Annotated in this window: 17 protein-coding genes, 4 tRNA genes, 2 riboswitches and 1 other annotated feature; of the genes, 4 read left to right on the top strand and 17 right to left on the bottom strand. The window is 28.3% G+C overall.

Annotation, left to right across the window (positions count from 1 at the left end):
- Window positions 1-323 (top strand): transposase (locus AYC60_RS04865; protein ID WP_197416976.1); only part of this gene is annotated, 323 nt, incomplete at its 5' end.
- Window positions 324-464: 141 nt separating this feature from the next.
- Here AYC60_RS04865 and rpoD read toward each other — a convergent pair.
- From rpoD to AYC60_RS04785, 16 genes are all read right to left on the bottom strand, one after another.
- Window positions 465-1,616 carry an RNA polymerase sigma factor RpoD gene (gene rpoD, locus AYC60_RS04860; protein WP_067321869.1) on the bottom strand — a complete coding sequence of 384 codons (1,152 nt, stop codon included), beginning with the start codon at window positions 1,614-1,616 and terminating at the stop codon, window positions 465-467.
- Window positions 1,606-3,396, bottom strand: a complete 1,791-nt coding sequence (gene dnaG, locus AYC60_RS04855) for a DNA primase (protein ID WP_067321868.1) — start codon at window positions 3,394-3,396, stop codon at window positions 1,606-1,608. Before dnaG ends, rpoD begins: the two co-directional genes overlap by 11 nt.
- 55 nt (window positions 3,397-3,451) lie before the next feature.
- A complete protein-coding gene (rpoZ, locus tag AYC60_RS04850; protein ID WP_067321866.1) occupies window positions 3,452-3,637 on the bottom strand; it encodes a DNA-directed RNA polymerase subunit omega in 186 nt (61 codons plus the stop codon).
- Between the two features lie 12 nt (window positions 3,638-3,649).
- A complete protein-coding gene (gene gmk, locus AYC60_RS04845; RefSeq protein ID WP_067321864.1) occupies window positions 3,650-4,195 on the bottom strand; it encodes a guanylate kinase in 546 nt (181 codons plus the stop codon).
- Window positions 4,196-4,240: 45 nt separating this feature from the next.
- Window positions 4,241-8,212, bottom strand: coding sequence for a DNA-directed RNA polymerase subunit beta' (gene rpoC, locus AYC60_RS04840; RefSeq protein ID WP_067321859.1), 3,972 nt, complete (start codon window positions 8,210-8,212; stop codon window positions 4,241-4,243).
- Window positions 8,213-8,241: 29 nt separating this feature from the next.
- The gene (gene rpoB / locus AYC60_RS04835; protein WP_067321858.1) at window positions 8,242-11,700 is read right to left on the bottom strand and encodes a DNA-directed RNA polymerase subunit beta; all 3,459 of its coding nucleotides are present in this window, start codon (window positions 11,698-11,700) and stop codon (window positions 8,242-8,244) included.
- A gap of 168 nt (window positions 11,701-11,868) precedes the next feature.
- Window positions 11,869-12,234 (bottom strand): 50S ribosomal protein L7/L12, encoded by a 366-nt coding sequence (rplL, locus tag AYC60_RS04830; protein ID WP_067321857.1) that lies wholly within the window; start codon window positions 12,232-12,234, stop codon window positions 11,869-11,871.
- 35 nt (window positions 12,235-12,269) lie between these two features.
- A complete protein-coding gene (rplJ, locus tag AYC60_RS04825; RefSeq protein ID WP_067321856.1) occupies window positions 12,270-12,764 on the bottom strand; it encodes a 50S ribosomal protein L10 in 495 nt (164 codons plus the stop codon).
- 14 nt (window positions 12,765-12,778) lie between these two features.
- Window positions 12,779-12,912: a sequence feature (ribosomal protein L10 leader region), on the bottom strand.
- 13 nt (window positions 12,913-12,925) lie between these two features.
- Window positions 12,926-13,008 (bottom strand) — tRNA-Leu (locus AYC60_RS04820).
- Between the two features lie 4 nt (window positions 13,009-13,012).
- A tRNA-His gene (locus AYC60_RS04815) sits at window positions 13,013-13,088 on the bottom strand.
- A gap of 13 nt (window positions 13,089-13,101) precedes the next feature.
- A tRNA-Gly gene (locus AYC60_RS04810) sits at window positions 13,102-13,177 on the bottom strand.
- A 7-nt stretch (window positions 13,178-13,184) separates the two neighbouring features.
- Window positions 13,185-13,261: transfer RNA gene (locus AYC60_RS04805), tRNA-Pro, on the bottom strand.
- A gap of 130 nt (window positions 13,262-13,391) precedes the next feature.
- The gene (locus AYC60_RS04800; protein ID WP_067321854.1) at window positions 13,392-14,129 is read right to left on the bottom strand and encodes an ABC transporter ATP-binding protein; all 738 of its coding nucleotides are present in this window, start codon (window positions 14,127-14,129) and stop codon (window positions 13,392-13,394) included.
- A gap of 11 nt (window positions 14,130-14,140) precedes the next feature.
- Complete coding sequence (locus AYC60_RS04795; protein ID WP_067321850.1) at window positions 14,141-15,124, bottom strand: ABC transporter substrate-binding protein; 984 nt, start codon at window positions 15,122-15,124, stop codon at window positions 14,141-14,143.
- The gene (locus AYC60_RS04790) at window positions 15,121-15,870 is read right to left on the bottom strand and encodes an ABC transporter permease (protein ID WP_067321847.1); all 750 of its coding nucleotides are present in this window, start codon (window positions 15,868-15,870) and stop codon (window positions 15,121-15,123) included. The genes AYC60_RS04795 and AYC60_RS04790 overlap by 4 nt, the downstream gene beginning before the upstream one ends.
- 37 nt (window positions 15,871-15,907) lie before the next feature.
- A riboswitch (TPP riboswitch) is annotated at window positions 15,908-15,998 on the bottom strand.
- Window positions 15,994-16,914, bottom strand: a complete 921-nt coding sequence (locus AYC60_RS04785) for a LysR family transcriptional regulator (RefSeq protein WP_231724635.1) — start codon at window positions 16,912-16,914, stop codon at window positions 15,994-15,996. Its footprint overlaps the riboswitch before it by 5 nt.
- Before the next feature lie 98 nt (window positions 16,915-17,012).
- Window positions 17,013-17,112: riboswitch (purine riboswitch) on the top strand.
- A 52-nt stretch (window positions 17,113-17,164) separates the two neighbouring features.
- Here AYC60_RS04785 and AYC60_RS04780 point away from each other — a divergent pair.
- Window positions 17,165-18,499, top strand: a complete 1,335-nt coding sequence (locus AYC60_RS04780) for an NCS2 family permease (RefSeq protein WP_067321845.1) — start codon at window positions 17,165-17,167, stop codon at window positions 18,497-18,499.
- A gap of 34 nt (window positions 18,500-18,533) precedes the next feature.
- On the opposite strand, the gene tpx is transcribed toward AYC60_RS04780, so the two are convergent.
- On the bottom strand, window positions 18,534-19,028 hold the full coding sequence (gene tpx / locus AYC60_RS04775) for a thiol peroxidase (protein WP_067321843.1): 495 nt from the start codon (window positions 19,026-19,028) through the stop codon (window positions 18,534-18,536).
- A 154-nt stretch (window positions 19,029-19,182) separates the two neighbouring features.
- Between tpx and AYC60_RS04770 the strand changes: the two genes are divergently transcribed.
- The gene (locus AYC60_RS04770; RefSeq protein WP_067321840.1) at window positions 19,183-19,872 is read left to right on the top strand and encodes a copper homeostasis protein CutC; all 690 of its coding nucleotides are present in this window, start codon (window positions 19,183-19,185) and stop codon (window positions 19,870-19,872) included.
- Window positions 19,873-19,899: 27 nt separating this feature from the next.
- A complete protein-coding gene (locus AYC60_RS04765) occupies window positions 19,900-20,586 on the top strand; it encodes a TetR/AcrR family transcriptional regulator (RefSeq protein ID WP_067321839.1) in 687 nt (228 codons plus the stop codon).
- The last annotated feature ends 312 nt before the right edge of the window (window positions 20,587-20,898 follow it).

Below are 20,898 nucleotides of genomic sequence, written 5' to 3'. Positions count from 1 at the left end.
CTTATCATACTTTAACGATTCAAGATTTTGTTTCTAAACTACTTTTTCATCTACCTTACAAACATTTTAAAATGATTAATAGATTTGGTTTCTATGCTAGAAGAAAATCTGATAAGTTAAAATCAGCTCTTGCTTTATTTAAAACTGAACTTAAAAAAGTTCCTTCACTTTTTAGAAAGAACTTTAAAGCTATTTGGGAATTTGATCCTTTTATGTGTCCTAATTGTAATATTTATCTTGAAGCTTATGAACTTTTTGTAAGTAGTGCTTTTGGCCGACCTATTCATAAATTCTATAACCCTAATGGCCTATTATTCAAATAGGTAATTTTGTGCTACTTGAATATATAAAGTGCATTCTTTTTATATCATTATAATTATTCAATTATTTGAATTAATAAAAATATAAACACTTTATTAGAGTTCTAATTTCCTATAGAAAAAAAAAGAGCAATTAATTTTGCTCTAATTTCTAAAGTCTTCAAGACCTTTTTTCTTTTTAATATTTTTTAATTTATTTATAGCCTTTACCTCAATTTGACGTATTCTTTCTCTAGTTACATCAAATATTTTTCCAACTTCTTCTAAAGTTTTAGGTGCACCATCATCAAGTCCATATCTTAATCTTAGAACTTGTTCCTCTCTTTCATTAAGCTCTTTTTTCAGTATTTCATTTAACTTTTCTTTAAGAACTGATCTAACAGTAGCTTCATGAGGGTTCAAGAATTTATCATCTTCAACAAAATCTCCTAATTCAGAATCATCTTCACTTCCTACAGGAGTTTCTAAAGATATTGGATCTTGATTCATTTCAAGAATATTTTTTACTTTTTCTACTGGCATTTCAACAGTTTTTGCTAAATAATCAGCAGTAGGTTCCTTCCCTGTTTCTTGTAAATGAATTCTTGATGCTTTCTTAATTTTATTTATAGTCTCTATCATATGAACTGGTATTCTAATAGTTCTACCTTGATCTGCTATTGCCCTTGTAATAGCTTGTCTTATCCACCATGTTGCATATGTTGAAAATTTAAATCCTTTATCAGATTCAAATTTTTCTACAGCTTTCATTAGTCCTATATTACCTTCTTGTATTAAGTCTAATAATTTTAAACCTCTATTAGTATGTTTTTTAGCAATACTTACTACTAATCTTAAGTTAGATTCCATTAATTCTTGTTTAGCTTTTTCATCTCCTAAACCTATACGTCTTGCAAGTTCAAATTCTTCCTCACTTTTTAGTAGAGGTATTTGACCTATTTCTCTTAAATACATTTTTATAGGTTCATCAACATCTGAAGATTCACTAACTGTTATTAAATCTTCATTAAGCATTGCTTCTACTTCTTTTTCATCTATATTTATTTCAGGTTCAACTTCTTCTTTTTTTACTTTTTCTACTTCTTTTTCAGTTTTAGTTTTAGTTTTGTCGGCTATTTTATCTACTAATTCTATATTTAATTCTTTAATTTTAAAAATGATAGCATCTATTTTTTCTTGAGAAAAATTATTTTTCATTAAATTATTTATTTCTTCAACACTAATAATTTTTTCTTCTTTTGCTTTTTTCATTAAATTAGATAAACTCTCTTTTAAATCTATATTTTTAGCCGCCATTTCGTTCTCCCTTTAAAACCTTAATTTGTTCAAAAAATTCTAATAAATCTTCTATTAAAACAATTCTTTTTAATTCTTTTTTTAATTTTACCGCATCTAACATATATTTAATACTTTCACCACTTGGTAGCATTTTTAAATATTCTATATATTCTAAAATTCTATTATCCATCCATAATTTAATAATTCTTATGAAGTCTTCATCTCCATATTCTTTAGCTGTAAATGTAATTTCACCCAATAACATCATTTCTTCTTCTGTAAATTCAATATCAGGTATTCTATCTATTTGATAATTAACAGATAAAAGTTTTTTATGTATTTCAGCGTATTCTTTTGATTCATCTAGGAATGATAATAATAATTCATATAATTTAACATTTACTTCTTTCGATAATAAAAGATGTTCTAAAGTTTCTTGACCCAAATCTTTTTGTTTTATAGTATTTGTTTCAATTACTTTTTCTTTTTTTCGTATTATTTCATTATTATATTTATTGTGTATATTTTTAGAATACATATCAAATATATACTTATATTCTACACCAATAATCTTAGAAAATTTATTAATCCCATCTTTATATATAATTTCATTTGTTATACTCTCAAAATATGGTCTCATTATTTTAATTGCCTCAATTTTTGATGCAGGTTGTGTTAAATCAAAATTTTTCAATTCAGCATTTACCATATACTCTAAGGCATCAATAGAATTAGTTAATACCCCATTAAAATCACTTGATTTATATTTTTTAAAATATTCATCAGGGTCTTTTACATCATCTGGTAAACTTGAACATTTAATGTTAAATTCTAATCTATTCAATATTTTAATTACTGATTTAGTAGCTTTTTGACCAGCCTCGTCCTTATCATACATTATTACTATACTATTAGTATAATTTTTTAATAATTTTGCTTGTTTCTCAGTAAAAGCAGTACCTAGTGAGGCTACTGCATTACTATAATTATTAATATGTGAACTTAGTACGTCTAAAAATCCTTCCATCAAGATTGCATACTTAGAATTTTTTATTACTATACCTCTATCAAAAATACCATAAAGTTCACTACTTTTATCAAATATATAGCTTTCAGTTGAATTCAAATATTTAGGTACTTCCTTATTATCACCTATATATCTACCACCAAATCCTATGATTTGTTGGAATTTATTAAAAATAGGAAACATAATTCTTTCTCTAAAAACATCATAGATATTTTCACTATCAGTTTGACTTCTAGCTACTATACCTATTTTTAACAATTCTTCATCAGCATACTTTTCTTTAAGAAAATTATATAATCCATGCCACTCTTTAGTAGCATATCCAATTTGATATTTTTTTAAATCTTTTAAATCATATCCTCTTTTTTTTAGATATTCTATCGCTTCTGTTGACTTTTCTAGATTATCAGCATAATATTTTTGAGCATCAAGTAAAATCTTATGACCTAAGGTGTCATAATTCCCTTTTTTTGATTTATTTATTTTAATAGCAATACCATATTTTTTTGCAAGTTCTTCTAATGCATCTGAATACGATATATTCTTAATTAATGAATAAAACTTTATTACATTTCCACCAATTCCAGAACTAAAATCTTTAAAAATTTTTTTCCCTGGATGTACTGAAAATGAAGGTGTATTTTCACTTTTAAACGGTGAATAACCCTTATAGCTTTGCCCAGCTTTACTCAAATCAACAAATTGACCTATCAAATCTACAATATCAATACCATTAATTACTTTTTCTTCATTTTCGGGCACTTTATTCATTTACTCCTCCATAATATAAGTATAATGTGATATTCTAAAATGTCAAGATTAATATTTATTCATTTTCTACAATTTTTACTTTTTCTTCTAATATATCTTCAAATACATTATCAATTATCTTATATTTTTCAACACCTTCTATAAATTCTTTTCTAGCTGCTTTTCCAGCTAAAATAGCTAACTCATATTTATTAGGCACTTTTTTTAATAATTCATCTACTGAAATTTTTTCTTTTTTCATAGTCATTCTCCTTTAGCCTTCTATGATTTCAATAAGTTGCTTACAAGAATCTTCAATATCGTTATTTATTATAGTAACATCATAATCTTTTTCATATTCAAGTTCTTTAATTGCGTTTTTTAATCTTTTTTGTATTACTTCTTCACTATCAGTTTTTCTTCCTCTTAGTCTTTTTTCTAATTCTTCAAGATTTGGAGCTTTAAAGAAAACTAAAATAGAGTCACTTCTTTTACTTTTAGCAATAACTCCACCTTGTACATCAATTTCTAGAATAACATTTTTACCATTTTCTAAATGTTTTTCAATTTCAGAATTTAAAGTACCATAGTAATTTCCATGAACATTTGCATATTCAAATAATTCTCCATTACTAATTTTTCTTTCAAAATCTTCTTTAGTAATGAAATAATAATCCTTGCCATCAACTTCTCCTACTCTCATTTGACGTGTAGTAACAGAAATTGCTAAAGGTATATTTAAAATATCTCTAACAAGTTTTGTAACAGTAGATTTTCCTGATCCTGAAGGACCAGAAACTATGAATAATTTTCCTTTCATACTACTCTCCTAAGTAATATACAAGGGGAATTAACCCCTTATACATTACATTTCTTCATTTATTTTTTCTTCCTCTTCACCTAAAAATAAATTTAAGTCTTTATAGTTTTTAAATCCAGTTCCTCCAGGTATTTTCTTACCGATAATTACGTTTTCTTTTAATCCTTCTAATCTATCAACTTTTCCTTCAACAGCTGCATTTGCTAATACTTTTGTTGTTTCTTGGAATGAAGATGCAGAAATAAAGCTTTCTGTATTTACGGCAGCTTTAGTTATACCTTGTATTACTGGTTCATAAACTGCAGGTTTTTTACCTTTAGAGATTAATATTTCATTCTCTCTTTCAATTACTTTTTTATCTACTAATTCATCTTCTAAGAATAATGAATCTCCAGATTCTTTAATTCTAATTTTTTGGAACATTTGTTTAACTATTATTTCTATATGCTTATCATTAACTGTAACACCTTGGCTTCTATATACCTCTTGTACAGATTCTAATATAAACTGTTGTGCTTCAACAGGTCCTTTAATTCTTAATATATCATGTGGTGATATAGGACCTTCTGTTAATTTATCTCCTGCATTTATTATCATTTCATTTGAAACTACTAAATGTTCTCCTGCTGGTATTGAGTATTCTTCTATCATAGTATCTTTATCTATATCATGAATTTCTACAACCCTCATACCTTTCTTAGTTTTATCAGAGAATTTAATTCTTCCTCCAACATTTGCAAGTATAGCTTTACCTTTTAAGTTTCTTGCTTCAAATAATTCTTGTACCCTTGGAAGACCTCCAGTAATATCTTTATTTCCTCCACCAGTTTTTGGTAATTTAGAAATTATATCTCCTGGTTTAATCATTTCTCCTTCTTTGAATAATAAGTAAGAACCATAATTGATATCATATTCTTTTATTTTCTTACCTTTATCATCATAAACTATAACTCTAGGTTTAACTTGAGTACTTTCTATAGGTTTAATAGCTAATCTTTCTGTAACATCGTATTTAATATCTATATTTTCTTTAATATATATATCTCTAAATTCTATATGACCTGCTACTGTAGAAATAGTAGGTGTTTGGAAAGGATCAAATTCTATTAATACTTGTCCTTTAGTTACTTTTTCTTTATCTTTTACTCTTAATATTGAACCTGAAGGTACTTCATAACGATATTTACCTAATATTACTTTACCAACAGATGAAACAACAATTTCTCTTCCATCAGGGTAAACAAATGTTTCAATATTTTCAAATTTAACTTTTCCATCTTCATCAGCTTTGTAATCTGATTGTACTTCTGAACCAGTTGCAACCCCTCCTGTATGAAAAGTACGCATTGTAAGCTGAGTACCAGGTTCCCCAATTGATTGAGCTGCAATAACTCCAACTGCTTCCCCTAAAAGTACTTCTTTATGGTTAGATAAATCTACTCCATAACATTTTTTACATACACCTTTATCAAGTTTACATGTTAATGGAGATCTCATTTTAACACTTGTTATATTTCTCTTTACAATTTCATTTAATAAATCTTTTGTTATTAATGTATTTGCTTTTGCAATTACTTCTCCATTATCTACTAAATCTTCAGCTAAGAATCTTCCATATATTCTTTCTTCTAATTTTTCAATAACTTTACCTTCGTAAGTTAAGTCACTAACTTCTATACCGTGATTTCCACAACCACAGTCATCTTTATTTACTATTAATTCATGAGATATATCAACTAGTCTTCTTGTTAAATATCCTGAATCGGCAGTTCTTAAGGCAGTATCTGCTAGACCTTTTCTAGCTCCGTGTGATGACATGAAGAACTCTAATACGTTAAGACCTTCTCTAAAGTTCGCTTTAATAGGTATTTCTATAATTTCTCCTTTAGTATTTGACATCATTCCACGCATTCCACCTAATTGACGAATTTGTGCTATAGATCCTCTGGCTCCAGAGTTTGCCATCATATATACAGGATTAAATTGATCTAGGCTATCCATCATGGCTTTAGTTACATCATTTGTTGCTTTATTCCATACTTGAACAGTTCTTCTATATCTTTCATCATTAATTATTTCCCCTGATTTATATGCTTTTTCTATATCTAAAACATCTTTATCTGCTTTAGCAAGTATAGCTTTTTTCTCAGCAGGAATTTGTAAATCTTCAATACCAACACTTACTCCTGCAAATGTTGCAAAGTGATATCCAAATTCTTTTATACTATCTATTAATTCACAAGTTTTTTCAAATCCATATTGTTCATATAATCCTGCAATTAATTTTCCTAATTCACCTTTACCAAAAGTTACTTCATAATTTCTTATTTCTTCTGGTAATAATTGGTTAAATATTATTCTTCCTGGAGTTGTTTTAATAATTTCTCCATTTATTCTAACATTAACTAAAGCATGTACTCCAACTTTTTCATTTTGGAATGCAGTTATTAATTGTTCTATGCTTGAGAAATATTTACCTTCTCCAGTTTCACCAGCTCTTTCTTTAGTCATGTAATAACATCCCATAACCATATCTTGAGATGGTACTGCTATGGGTTTTCCACTTGATGGAGCTATGATATTATTAGTTGCAAGCATTAATAATTTAGCTTCTAATTGTGCTTCAGGTGATAATACTAAATGCACAGCCATTTGGTCACCATCAAAATCGGCATTAAATGCAGAACATACTAATGGATGTAGTCTTATAGCTTTACCTTCTATTAATGTTGGTTCAAAAGCTTGTATTGATAATCTATGTAGAGTTGGGGCACGGTTAAGTAATACTGGGTGATTTTTAATAATTTCTTCAATTAATTCCCAAACTGCTTCGTTTTCTTCCTCTACCATTTTCTTAGCTGTTTTAACATTAGTTGCTATACTTCTTTTTACTAATTCTCTCATTAAGAAAGGTTTGTATAATTCTAATGCCATTTTCTTAGGTAATCCACATTGATGAATTTTTAAATTTGGTCCTACTACTATAACAGAACGTCCTGAATAATCCACACGTTTTCCAAGTAGGTTTTGTCTAAATCTTCCTTGTTTACCTTTTAACATATTTGATAATGATTTTAACTCTCTATTTGATTGAGTTACAACTGGTTTACCACGTCTACCATTATCTATTAATGCATCAACTGCTTCTTGAAGCATTCTTTTTTCATTTCTTATCATAATTTCTGGAGCATTTGACTCTATTAATTTTTGTAATCTAATATTTCTATTTATTACTCTTCTATATAGATCATTTAAATCACTAGTTGCAAATCTTCCACCATCTAATTGTACTAATGGTCTTAAGTCTGCAGGTATTACAGGTAATATAGTTAATATTAACCATTCAGGTTTATTTCCTGAAGTAATGAAATCTCTAACTATTTTTAATCTTTTAACCATTTTCTTTCTTTTTTGAGTAGAAGTTTCTCCATCAATTTCTTCTTCTAGTTCTTTTTCTAAAACTGGTAATTCTAATTCTTGTAATAATTCTAAAATACCTTCAGCACCCATTTTAGCACGGAAAGAACCTGTTTTATCATTTTCTATACATGCTCTATATTGTGTTTCTTTAATAATTTGATATTTTTTGAATTCTGTACCAGTGCCATCAATAACTATATATCTAGAAAAATATAAAACGGCTTCTAATTCTTTAGTACTTATACCAAGTAATAAACTCATTTTATTTGGTGTCCCTTTAGAATACCAAATATGAGCTATAGGTGTTGCAAGTTTAATGTGTCCCATTCTTTCTCTTCTAACTTTAGAAGTAGTAATAGTAACTTTACATTTTTCACAAACAGTACCTTTATCCTTCATTTTCTTATGTTTACCACAAGTACATTCATAATCTTTAGTTGGTCCAAATATTTTTTCACAGAAAAGACCATCTGGTTCTGGTTTTAAAGTTCTATAGTTTATAGTTTCTGATTTAGTTACTTCTCCAAAAGACCATTCTAAAATCTTTTCTGGTGAAGCAAGTTTAATTTGAATACTATCAAAATCTCTTATACTCATCGAATATGAGCCTCCTTATTCTAGTTTTTTTATCCTTCAAAATTATTGTCTAATTCTATTCTTTCTCCCTCTTTATTATATAGATTTACATCTAATCCTAAAGATTGGAATTCTTTAACTAATACTTTAAATGATTCAGGTGCATCTGCTTCTGGCATAGCTTGTCCTTTAATAATTGATTCATAAGTCTTAGTTCTTCCGTTAATATCATCAGACTTAACAGTTAACATTTCTTGAAGGATATTTGATGCTCCATATGCTTCAAGTGCCCAAACTTCCATTTCTCCTAATCTTTGTCCACCAAATTGAGCTTTACCTCCTAATGGTTGTTGAGTAACTAGTGAGTATGGTCCTATTGCTCTAGCATGCATCTTATCTTCAACTAAGTGATGCAGTTTTAACATATACATTCTTCCAACTGTTACTGGATTATCAAAATATTCTCCAGTTCTTCCATCTATAAGTTTAACTTTACCTGTTCTTGGATATCCAGCTTCTTCTAGATAATTCTTAACATCTTCTTCTGTTGCACCATCAAATACAGGTGTTGCGATATATTTATCCATATCCCCTATAGCAAGTCCTAAATGTACCTCTAGTACTTGTCCTATATTCATACGTGATGGAACCCCTAATGGGTTTAAGCATACGTCAACTGGAGTACCATCTTCTAAATGTGGCATGTCTTCAACTGGTAATACACGAGATATAACCCCTTTATTACCATGTCTTCCTGACATTTTATCTCCAACCATTATTTTTCTCTTTTCAGCAACGTAAATTCTTACTACTTTATTTACTCCTGCTTTTAAGTCATCTTTATTTTCTTTTGATAAAACTAATACATCTACTACAGTTCCTTTAACTCCGTGTGGTAATCTAAGTGATGTATCTCTAACATCTTTTGCTTTTTCTCCAAAGATTGCTCTTAATAGTCTTTCTTCTGCAGGCGGTTCACTTTCACCTTTAGGCGTTACTTTACCAACTAATATATCGTCTGGTTCAACATAAGCACCTATTCTTACTATACCATCTTTATCTAAGTTACGTAATGCTTCTTCAGATACATTAGGTATTTCTCTTGTTATTTCTTCTTCTCCAAGTTTTGTAGTTCTAGCTTCAATATCAAATTCTTCTATATGTAATGAAGTGAATACATCATCTTTTCTTAATCTTTCTGAAATTAGAATTCCATCCTCGAAGTTGTATCCTTCCCAAGGCATGAATGCTAGTAATATATTTTTACCTAAAGCTAAATCTCCACCAGCTGTAGATGGTCCATCAGCTAAGATATCACCTTTTTCAACTTTTGCTCCTAAATCAATAATAGGTTTTTGATGTAAACACATACTTTGGTTTGATTTCTCAAAGTTTAATAATCTATGTAAGTGTTCATCACCTTTTTCATCAGTAATAATTATCTTACTTGCATCTACATAAGTAACTTCACCTTTTACTTTTGAACAAAGTACTGCTCCTGAATCTATGGCAACTTTTCTTTCAAGTCCAGTTCCTACATAAGGAGCTTCTGTTTTAAGTAATGGTACTGCTTGTCTTTGCATGTTTGATCCCATAAGTGCACGGTTGGCATCATCGTGTTCTAAGAATGGAATTAATCCTGCTGAAACTGAAACTATTTGTTTAGGTGAAACGTCCATTAAATCAACTTGTTCTTTTTTAACGTGAACAATTTCATCACCATATCTACATGTAATTTCTTTATCTAATAATTTACCTTTTTCATCTATATTTGTATCTGCTTGGGCGATGAATAATCCTTCTTCTTCATCTGCAGCTAAATAACTAATATCATTAAAGTCAGCAACACCATTTTTAACTTTAACAAATGGAGTTTCAATAAATCCATATTTATTTACTTTTCCATAAGTAGAAAGTGATGCAATTAATCCAATATTTGGTCCTTCTGGTGTTTCTATAGGACAAACTCTTCCATAATGAGAATTGTGAACGTCACGAACTTCAAATCCTGCTCTATCCCTTGATAATCCTCCTGGTCCTAAAGCAGATATTCTTCTTTTATGTGTTAATTCAGCAAGTGGGTTAGATTGATCCATGAATTGTGATAATTGTCCACTTCCAAAGAATTCTAATATTAATGCGTTTAAAGGTTTAGTATTTAATAAACTTTGTGGTGTTAAAGTATTAATGTCTTGTGTTTTCATTTTCTCTCTAACCATTTTAGACATTTTAGCTACTCCACCTTTAATTTGTATAGATAATAGCTCTCCTACTCCTCTTACCCTTCTGTTTGATAAATTATCTATATCATCAGTAGTTCCTCCACCATTGTATAGAACTTTAAGGTAATTAATTGTAGCTATAACATCATTTTTAGTTAATACTATATCTTGCTCATTAATTTCACCTTCAAGTTTTAATCTTTTATTGATTTTGTATCTTCCAACTGGTGCAAAATCATATCTTTGAGGATTAAAGAACATAGGTATAATTAAGTTATACGCACTCTCTACTGTAACTATATCTCCTGGTTTTAATTTTTTAAATACTTCAACTACTGCTTCATCTGAAGATTTAGTAACATCTTCTTTAATAGATTTTGCTATCATTCTATCTTCAGGTTTAACTTCCCAAATAGTAATTTCTTCAGTGTTTAATTCTAATAATTTATCTACAACTATTTCATCTATGAAACTTTCAGCTTCAATTACTATTTCTCCTGTTTTTTCATCTATTACATCTTCATTAACAAATGAACCTTCTATTTCTGTTCTAATAACACTTTTTGCATCCTCAATATTCTTATATTTCTTAATTATTGGGCTAAGTTTAACAGTTTTAACTTCAAAGAATTCATCCATTATTTCAGCATTAGTTCCAAAGAACTTAACTGCTTTTAAAAATACAGATGCTAATACTTTTTTCTTTCTATCTATTTTCACATTTAAAACATCATTTTTATCTGTTTCAAATTCAAGCCATGTTCCTTTATATGGAATTATCTTCCCTATAAACATATCTTTACCAGTTTGCATATTTAATTCTTTATTAAATGTAATACCTGGTGATCTATGTAATTGAGAAACAACAACCCTTTCTGCTCCATTTATTATGAAAGTTGCTTTATCAGTCATTAAAGGTATATCCCCAAAATGTACTAATGTCTCTTTAATTTCTCCAGTTTTATTATTTGTTAATCTTAAATTAACTTTTAATTGACCTGAATATGTTTTACCTCTTTTTTTACATTCTAATTCATCATTTAATGGTGCCTCACTATCATGTATTTCATACCCAAAATACTCTAATTTTAAAGTACCATTAGCAGATTCTATTGGGAATGTTTCTTGGAAAATAGCTTCTAATCCTTTTAATTCTCTAGCATCATGAGATCTTTTTGTTTGTAAAAAATCTTCATAAGAATCTAATTGGAATTCTAAAAAATTAGGCATTTCTCCCCTATCTTTAATTTTCCCAAAACTATATCTTTTAATTAGTTTGTTATTCATTTTTTAAGTTTCCTCCTATGAAAAATATACCTTGATACACCGAAAATAATGTGTTAAATATAAAAATGATCAAAGTAAAAAGATTTGAAATTTGAACGGTATATTATAAATGAGGAAAAAGACATCACGTATTTCGGATGTCTATTTCCAATATTTTTATTTAAATTATTATTTTAATTCTACAGATGCTCCAGCAGCTTCTAATTTACCTTTGATTTCTTCTGCTTCTTCTTTTGAAGCTCCTTCTTTAACTGCTCCACCGTTATCTACTAAGTCTTTAGCTTCTTTTAATCCTAATCCTGTGATTGCTCTTACTTCTTTGATAACTGCTATTTTGTTAGCTCCTGCTCCTGTTAATACTACATCGAAGTTTGATTTTTCTTCAACTGCTTCAGAAGCTACTGCTCCACCTGCAACTGCAACTGGTTGTGCTGATACTCCAAAAGTTTCTTCTATAGCTTCTACTACTTCTTTTAATTCTAATACTGTCATTGCTTTTAAATCTTCAATAAATTGTTCTTTATTAAATGCCATTTTAATTTCCTCCTATTTTAATTTTATATTTATTATTAAGCTTCTTTTTGTTCTGCTACGTTAGATAATCCAACTGCTAACATTCTTACTGGTGATAATAATCCGTAAGCTATCATGCCAAGTAATTCTGGTCTTGATGGTAACTTAGCTAATGCTTCTATAGTATTTTTATCAGCTACTTTTCCATCAACGATTCCACCTTTAATTTTTAATTTTTCACCTTTAAATTGTTGTGCGAAATCATAGATTAATTTTGATGGTGCAACTCCATCTTCAAAACCTAAAGCAAAAGATGTTGTCCCTTCAGCTAATTCTTTTAACTCAAGATCTAAACCTACATTTTTTAAAGCTATTTGTACTAATCTGTTTTTAGCAACAAAATATTCTACATTAGCTTTTCTTGCTTCACTTCTAAGTTGTGTATCTTCATTAACTGTAATTCCTTTATAATCAACGAAAACTACTGCTTTTGCTTCTTTTAATTTTTCAGTTAACATTTCTACTGCTGCAATATTAGCTTTTGATGCCATATTGTTTCACCTCCTTGTAAATAAAAAAACCACTATTTAAGTGGGCGAGGTTAAAAGTATATACTTTATATATATGTATTATACTCAGAACTCACCTCGGTAGGATTTACTTTGTACCTACTGTCTTTAGTTTGTTCAAATGATTATTCATTTTAACAAAATGGTGCGCAAGGTGGGACTCGAACCCACACGCCGAAGCACTAGATCCTAAGTCTAGCGTGTATGCCAATTTCACCACTCGCGCATGATGGGGTGACCGACGGGACTTGAACCCGCGACAACCAGTGCCACAAACTGGCGCTCTACCAACTGAACTACGGCCACCATAAATAAAAAATGGAGCGGGAGACGAGGGTCGAACTCGCGACATCCAGCTTGGAAGGCTGACACTCTACCAACTGAGTTACTCCCGCATAATAATGGTCGGTGTAACAGGATTTGAACCTGTGACCCCTTGCTCCCAAGGCAAGTGCGCTACCGAGCTGCGCTATACACCGTTATTATTGCAATGTCCTATTGACAAGAATTATATTACCATATTTAAAAAACTTTGTCAATACTTTTTATATATTTTTTTTGAAAAAAAATTAATAAAGTGCGGAGTTTAATTACTCCACACTTATTTTACTACATTTTGCCTAATTCTGACAATATTTTTTTCTTAAATTCTATAAATTCTATAGTTGTATTATCTCTATTATCTAAATCAATAATTATCTCTTTAGAAATTTTACCTACACCTTCAAATATATTTAATACATATATTCTATTAGATAATAAAATAGCTTCGTCTATATCATGAGTTATTAATAAAGTTGTTAATTTTAATTTTTTTCTAATATCCATATACCATTTATGTATACTAGCCTTAGTTATTAAATCTAGTGCAGAAAAAGGTTCATCGAGTAAATTCATATCATCTGAAAACATATACGTTCTTAAAAAAGCAACTCTTTGTCTTTGTCCTCCCGATAATTCCTTAGGATATTTATATTCTAATCCATCTAAACCAAAAGTTCCCAAATTTTTTTTTACTTTTTCAAATGCCTCTTTTTTATTTATACCTTTAATTATTAAAGGCAAAGAAATATTTTCAAGTACATTTTTAAATGGTAGTAATAAATCTTTTTGCAACATATAGCTCATTTTACCATTTTTACCAGTAACATCTTCATTATTTAATATTATTTTACCACTTTTAACAGGTATTATTCCTGCTACTGCATTAAATATAGTTGTTTTACCACTTCCAGACAGTCCTATAACACTAACTAGTTCTCCGCTATCTACATGGAAGTTAATATCTTCAACTATAGTTTTACCATCAAATTCTACACTTAAATCTTTAACTTCTAACTTTATCATAACTTTATTTTTTACTCTCCTATATATTTATTACTAAATCCATAATCTTTTTCTATAGCATTTTCAATTACACCATTTTTATGTAACCATTCATAGAAATTATTCCATCTAGCAGAATCTATATGTCCCCATTTAACACCTTTGTCTACATAGTAATCATTTATCCATTTTTGTGATTCTAATACTAGATTTTTATTTAATTCAGGCGCTTCTTTTAATAAAATATCTACAGATTCTTCTACATTATCTATTGCATATAAATAACCTTTTTCGATAGCTTTCATTAAATTCATAGCATCTTCTTCATTATTTGCTAAGAAATCATTATTAGCTATAATTACTGGAGTATAGTAATCTAATTCTGGTTCCACTTTTACATCTAAGAAATTAAATTCTAAACCAGCATTTTTAAGTGCTATACCATCCCATGCATAATATATCCATGTTGCATCTGTGTCAGTTTGTAAAGCTTTTAATACATCCCATGAATAAGGTATTACATTTACTTTTTCAAAACTTGCACCTTCATTAGCCATTAATTTATTAATCATAGCTTGTTCAGTAGGATCTTCCCAAGTACCATAAGTTTTTCCTTCTAAATCTTTAAATGAAGTAATATTTTTATCTTTTAAAGATACAAGCCCTGAAGTGTTGTGTTGTAAAATAGCAGCAACAGCAGTTACAGGTAATTTTTCTTCAGCTGCAAAATATTTAGCTAAAGTATCTTGGAAACTAATACCTACTTGAGCTTTACCAGTACCAATTAATTGAGTTGTACTCCCTTCAGGCGGTTGTACTATTTCAACATCTAAACCATATTCATTAAAGAATCCTTTTTCTTTAGCTACAAATAAACCAGTATGATTAGTATTAGGTACCCAATCAAGTACTATAGTAATTTTTTCTTTTGGTTTTTCCTCCACTTTTTCAGTTTGTTTTGCTCTACAACTTATTATTAAAATAAATGTGAATAAAATAGTCAGTAATTTTTTCATTTTTCCTCCCATTTAATTATATATTTTTCTAATTTAGAAACTAGTGTCATTAACAGCAAACTAAGTGCTGATATAAAAAAGATAATTGCAAACATTTTATCAAATGAATACGATTTTCTAACACGGGTCATATATACCCCTAATCCATAAAATCCACCAAGCCATTCTGCAACTACTGCTCCTATCAATGAATAAGATACAGAAATTCTAAATCCTGCAAAAAAATAACTTAAAGAACTAGGCAATTTAACATGTATATATTCTTGGACTTTAGTCGCTCCCATAGATTTTAATAAAATTAAACTTTCCTTATCTACTGATCTATAACCATCAAGTAACGCAACAGTTATAGGAAAAAAAGTAGTAAGTATTACAAGTAATACTTTTGAACTCATACCATATCCTAGCCACAACACAAGTAATGGCGCTATTGCTACAGTAGGTATAGTTTGCGTTATAATTAACATAGGCATAGTAGTTTTATACATAAATTCAAACCTATCCATAATTATAGATAAAATAAATGCAAAAAGCGTTCCTAAGAATAATCCTGTAAAAGCTTCTATCATAGTATACTTTGTATGCTTCATTATAAGTAGAAAATCCTTAACAAAAGCTAGTATTACATCTATAGGTGATGGCAAAAGAAATTTTGGAACTATTCTTAGTCCTGAAAGTAATTGCCATACTATTAATATTAAAAATATTAAGTAATACCTTATCAATATATCGAATATTTTTTTCATAAAAAAACTCCCTTTCAGCAAGGGAGTAATATTTTTAAACATCAAAAAAATACTTCCCTACGCCAGCATTATCTGTATCAGGTTTATGGGTATAATCTCAGCCTATTACAGCACCCCAAGATTTTATTTCTTTTTAATTATACTATCTGTTTCAAATTTAATGTTGTATTGTTTAAAGAATTCAACAAAATTTGCTATCCATGTTTTATTTTCATTTTCTTTCAAAAATACTAGTTGGAATTTATCTTCCAAAGTATCAAACTCATGAACTAGATTCATCTTTTTATCTTTTATTTCTTCATATACACAATAATATGGCAGTACACTTATACCCATACCATTCATAACTAAATTTTTTATAGTTTCATTACTACCATTTACACTTATTTTTCTTTCAAATGTATGGTTAATAATTTCTTCAAACTTTTCTATATATTTAGATGCAGGTTGTGTATCCTTTTTTAATATACTCATCTTTTTTATATCTTCTACCTTTTTAATATGAGGCGGTGCTATAACTACAAATGGATAAGTATCAGTATGAACAGATTTTAAATCTTTTTCATCAACTATTTCTTCTTCCATAAACGCTATATCAATTACACCATCTTTTATATAGTTAATTAAAGATGAGCTATTTTTAATATATAATTCAAATTCAACTTCTTTATATTTTTTACTATAATCTGTAACTATCTTAGGTAAAACAGGTTCACCTATATTATGAGTTGCACCAACTACTATTTTAGCTTTTTGATTTGCAACTATTTTTTTCATTTCATTTTCCATACGAGATATCTTATTAAATATATCTTGTGCCATTTTATATAATTCTTTTCCAGCAAATGTAAGTTTAAAACTTTTAGAATTTCTTTCTATTAACTGTGTTGACATAGAAATCTCAAGTTTTTTTAATTGTATAGATACTGCTGATTGGCTTATAAAAAGTTTTTTTGCAGCCTTAGTAAAGCTTTTTTCATTACATGTCTCGTAAAATATTTTTAAATGATGAATATCCAAAGCTCTCATTCCTTCCAATATCATTAATAATATATATACTCTTATTTACAACATATATTATATATCATTTAATTTAATCTTGCAAGAGATTTTATGAAGTATTTACTTTTATCTCATTTTATGCTAATATATCTATGAAAAATCGTATATCTCCTTATGGATGGCAAGGAAGTTTCTACCCTAGAGCCTTAATCTAGGACTACGAAAAGAGTAACAAGCTTTCTTTTTTATTTTTAGTATATACGATTTAAAAATATAGAAGGGAGTTTTTTTTGTGAATAAATTTTTTAAATTTGACACTTATGAAACTAATTTTAAAACAGAAGTAATAGCAGGAATTACAACATTCTTAACTATGGCATACATTTTAGGAGTTAACGTAGGAATCTTAAGTATAGCAGGTATACCAGCAAACGCAGTATTCGTTGCAACAGCAGTATCTGCAGCAGTAGCTTGTATATTTATGGGTCTTTATTCTAACTCACCTATAGCTTTAGCACCTGGTATGGGACTAAACGCTTTCTTTACATTTACTGTTGTACTTACTTATGGTTATACATGGCAAGAAGCATTAGCAATGGTATTTTTATCTGGGGTAATTTTCTTAATTATATCTTTATTAGGGTTAAGAAAATTAATAATAGAATCTATACCTTCAAGTTTAAAACAATCTATAGGTGCTGGAATAGGATTCTTTATTGCATTTATTGGACTTGTTAAAATGGGAGTAATAGTTGCAAGCCCTGCAACTTTAGTAACTTTAGGTAATTTAAAAAATCCTACAGTACTACTTGCATTATTTGGACTATTCATTACAATAGTTTTAATGAGCTTAGAATTCAAATCAGCAGTATTTATAGGGTTATTTATAACAGCAGTAGTTGGAGTCATTTTAAATAAAATGGGTATAACAGGGATGCCAAATACACCAAGTCAAGTAGTTAGTGTACAATTTGATACAAGTGCTTTAGGAGCATTTATAGGTGGTCTAAAATCTATAATAACTAAACCACAAACTATAGTTGTTGTATTTACTATGTTATTTGTAGATTTCTTTGATACTGCAGGTACATTAATAGCTGTAACAAATAAAATAAACAATAACGGTAAAAAAGATTATGATATGGATAGAATGTTCTATTCAGATGCAATAGGTACAATAGTTGGATCAGCATTCGGTACATCAAATGTTACAAGTTATATTGAATCTACAAGTGGAGTTGCAGTTGGTGGAAGAACTGGATTAACTTCAATAGTAGTTGGTATATTATTCCTATTATCTACTTTACTTTCTCCGTTATTAACTGTAATAGCTGGAATAGAAGTAAATGGAGTATTCTTAGAACCAGTAGTAGCACCTTCTTTAGTAGTAGTTGGTATATTAATGGCAACACAATTATCTAATGTTGATTGGCATGATTTCTCAACAGCAGCTTCTGGTTTTGTTACTATAGTAATAATGATATTATCTTACTCAATTGCAGACGGTATAGCAGCTGGATTTGTAGTATATGTTTTATCTAAATTATTCACTAAAAAAGGTAAAGAAATTGGAAAGGTTGTATGGGTATTATTCGTAATATTCTTACTACACTTCATATTAAAATAACAAAAAAGCAACAGATTTTTCTGTTGCTTTTTTATTATAATCTTTTTAATACTTCTAATGCTTTTTCATAATTTGGTTCACTCTTAATTTCTGGACAGACTTCCATATATGCAATATTACCTTCTTTATCAATTACAAATACTGCTCTTGCAAGTAATCTTAACTCTTCTATTAACATTCCATACTTCATCCCAAAATCAACATCTTTATGATCAGATATAGTTATTGCATTATCTATACCATTAGCACCACAATATCTATTTAATGCAAATGGCAAATCATTTGAAATAGTAATTAATACAGCATCATCAAATTTACCAATTTCTTGATTAAATCTTGCAGCTTGCATTGCACATATTCCTGTATCAATTGAAGGAAATGATGTTAAAACAATTTTTTTACCAAGATAATCACTTAATTTAAATTCACTTAAATCTCCTTTAACAGCTTTGAATTCAGGAGCTTTTTGCCCAACTTTTACAACACTTCCAATTAATGTAATTGGATTTCCACCCATAGTTACTTTCATTTTAATTCCTCCAATATATTAAACGTACTGTAAAGTAACAGAACGTTTTTTGTTTTTTATTTATACTATAATTATACATCTACATAATAAATATTGCAAATTAATTATTTTTTTATCTTCGATTATAGGGTATAATGTATATGGAGGTATATATATGAATATAGAAATATGTGCAGGTAATATAGAGGATGTAATAATAGCTGAAGATTTTAACATTGCAAGAATTGAATTAAACCAAGGTTTAAGTACAGGTGGATTAACACCATCATATAGCTTAGTGAAAAAAGCACTAGAAATATCAAGTAAAGATATAATAGTAATGTTAAGACCTAGAGAAGGAGATTTTACATATACTACTAATGAATATGAAATCATGAAAAATGACGCAGTAACTTTTTTACAAATGGGAGTAAAAGGTATAGTATTTGGATTTCTAAATAGGGATAGAAGTATAGATATAGATAAAACAAAAGAATTCATACAAATTGCAAATAAATATGGTAAAGAATCAGTTTTTCATAGAGCTATAGATGTAAGTAATAACTATCATAACAATTTAATATTACTTAAAGAGCTTGGTATAACTAGAATACTTACTTCTGGAGCTGAAAAAACAGCATTACAGGGTATTTCTAATATTAAATTAGCCCTAGAAAACAGTATCCCTATAATAGTAGGTTGTGGTGTAAATAAGGATAATATAGATAAGTTCAAGAAAATTGGAGTAAAAGAAATACATGGTTCATTTTCTAAGAAAATATCTAATGAATACAAAATAGATTTTGGAAATTATACAATTTTAGACCGAAATGTCCAAAGAACTATTGACTTTAATTCCTTTTAATATTAAACTATATATGAGGTGAAATATATGGAGAAAAAGAAAACATTACAGGAAAAGAAAAATAATGTAATAATTAAAAGTGCAGATCTTTTTTTCAAAAAAGGATATGTAAATACAGGAATTCAAGATATATTAGATGTATGTAATATTCCAAAAGGATCATTTTATTACTATTTCAAAAGTAAAGATGAACTACTTTTACACGTAATAGAATATCATAGAGATAATATATTAGAACTATTTGAAAAAACCGTAGATGATTTATCAATATATAAACTAAAATCTTTTTTTTCTATTTTCTTAAATAATATTGCAATAATAGAGATAGAAGATGAAGAAAATGATGAGATAAAAGTTAATGAAGGTAATGATTTTCTATTTGGCAATTCTCTATCTCATATTAACAAAAAAAAATTCTATGGTGGTTCACCATTAGGAAACTTAAATTCAGAACTTTCAAATTTAAGTGATGAAATAAATGCTAAAATAGTTGATGCATATTTTCAAATAGAAAGTAGAATATATTTCTTCCTTGAAACTTTAAGTATAGTACATAATAAGTATAAATCAAGCTTTATAGATTACTACACTTATCTTTTAATTAATAATCTTGAAGGTACATGTCTTAAACTAAAAAGAATGAGAAACCAAGAACCAATAGAAGAATTCTTAAAATTCTTTGATATTTTAATAGATAAAATGATTAATGACTAATAAAGGCAGTCAAATAGGCTGCTTGAGAGTATTGAAATAAGTCTGTAAATTCATCAAATTTACTTTTTTATTCAAAGACTCTTATGATATTTAGTTTATAAACAATTCAATATATTATAGCTGTATTTTACAGCATGTCAATACAGAGGGTAAGGTTTTTTGACCAAACCCTCTTAATTTATTGGTAAATTTCTTTAAATTTCTATACGCTCTCTACCAAAATTAATAATTAATTCCATATAAATTTGTCCCCAATTTCTAATAGGTTGACTCCATTTTTTTGTAATAATTTCTGTTGCTAAATAAAGTGAT

The organism is Streptobacillus felis, assembly GCF_001559775.1.
GTDB lineage: Bacteria > Fusobacteriota > Fusobacteriia > Fusobacteriales > Leptotrichiaceae > Streptobacillus > Streptobacillus felis.
Note: the sequence above shows the minus strand (reverse complement) of the source record. Positions and strands in the feature narration are given on the sequence as shown.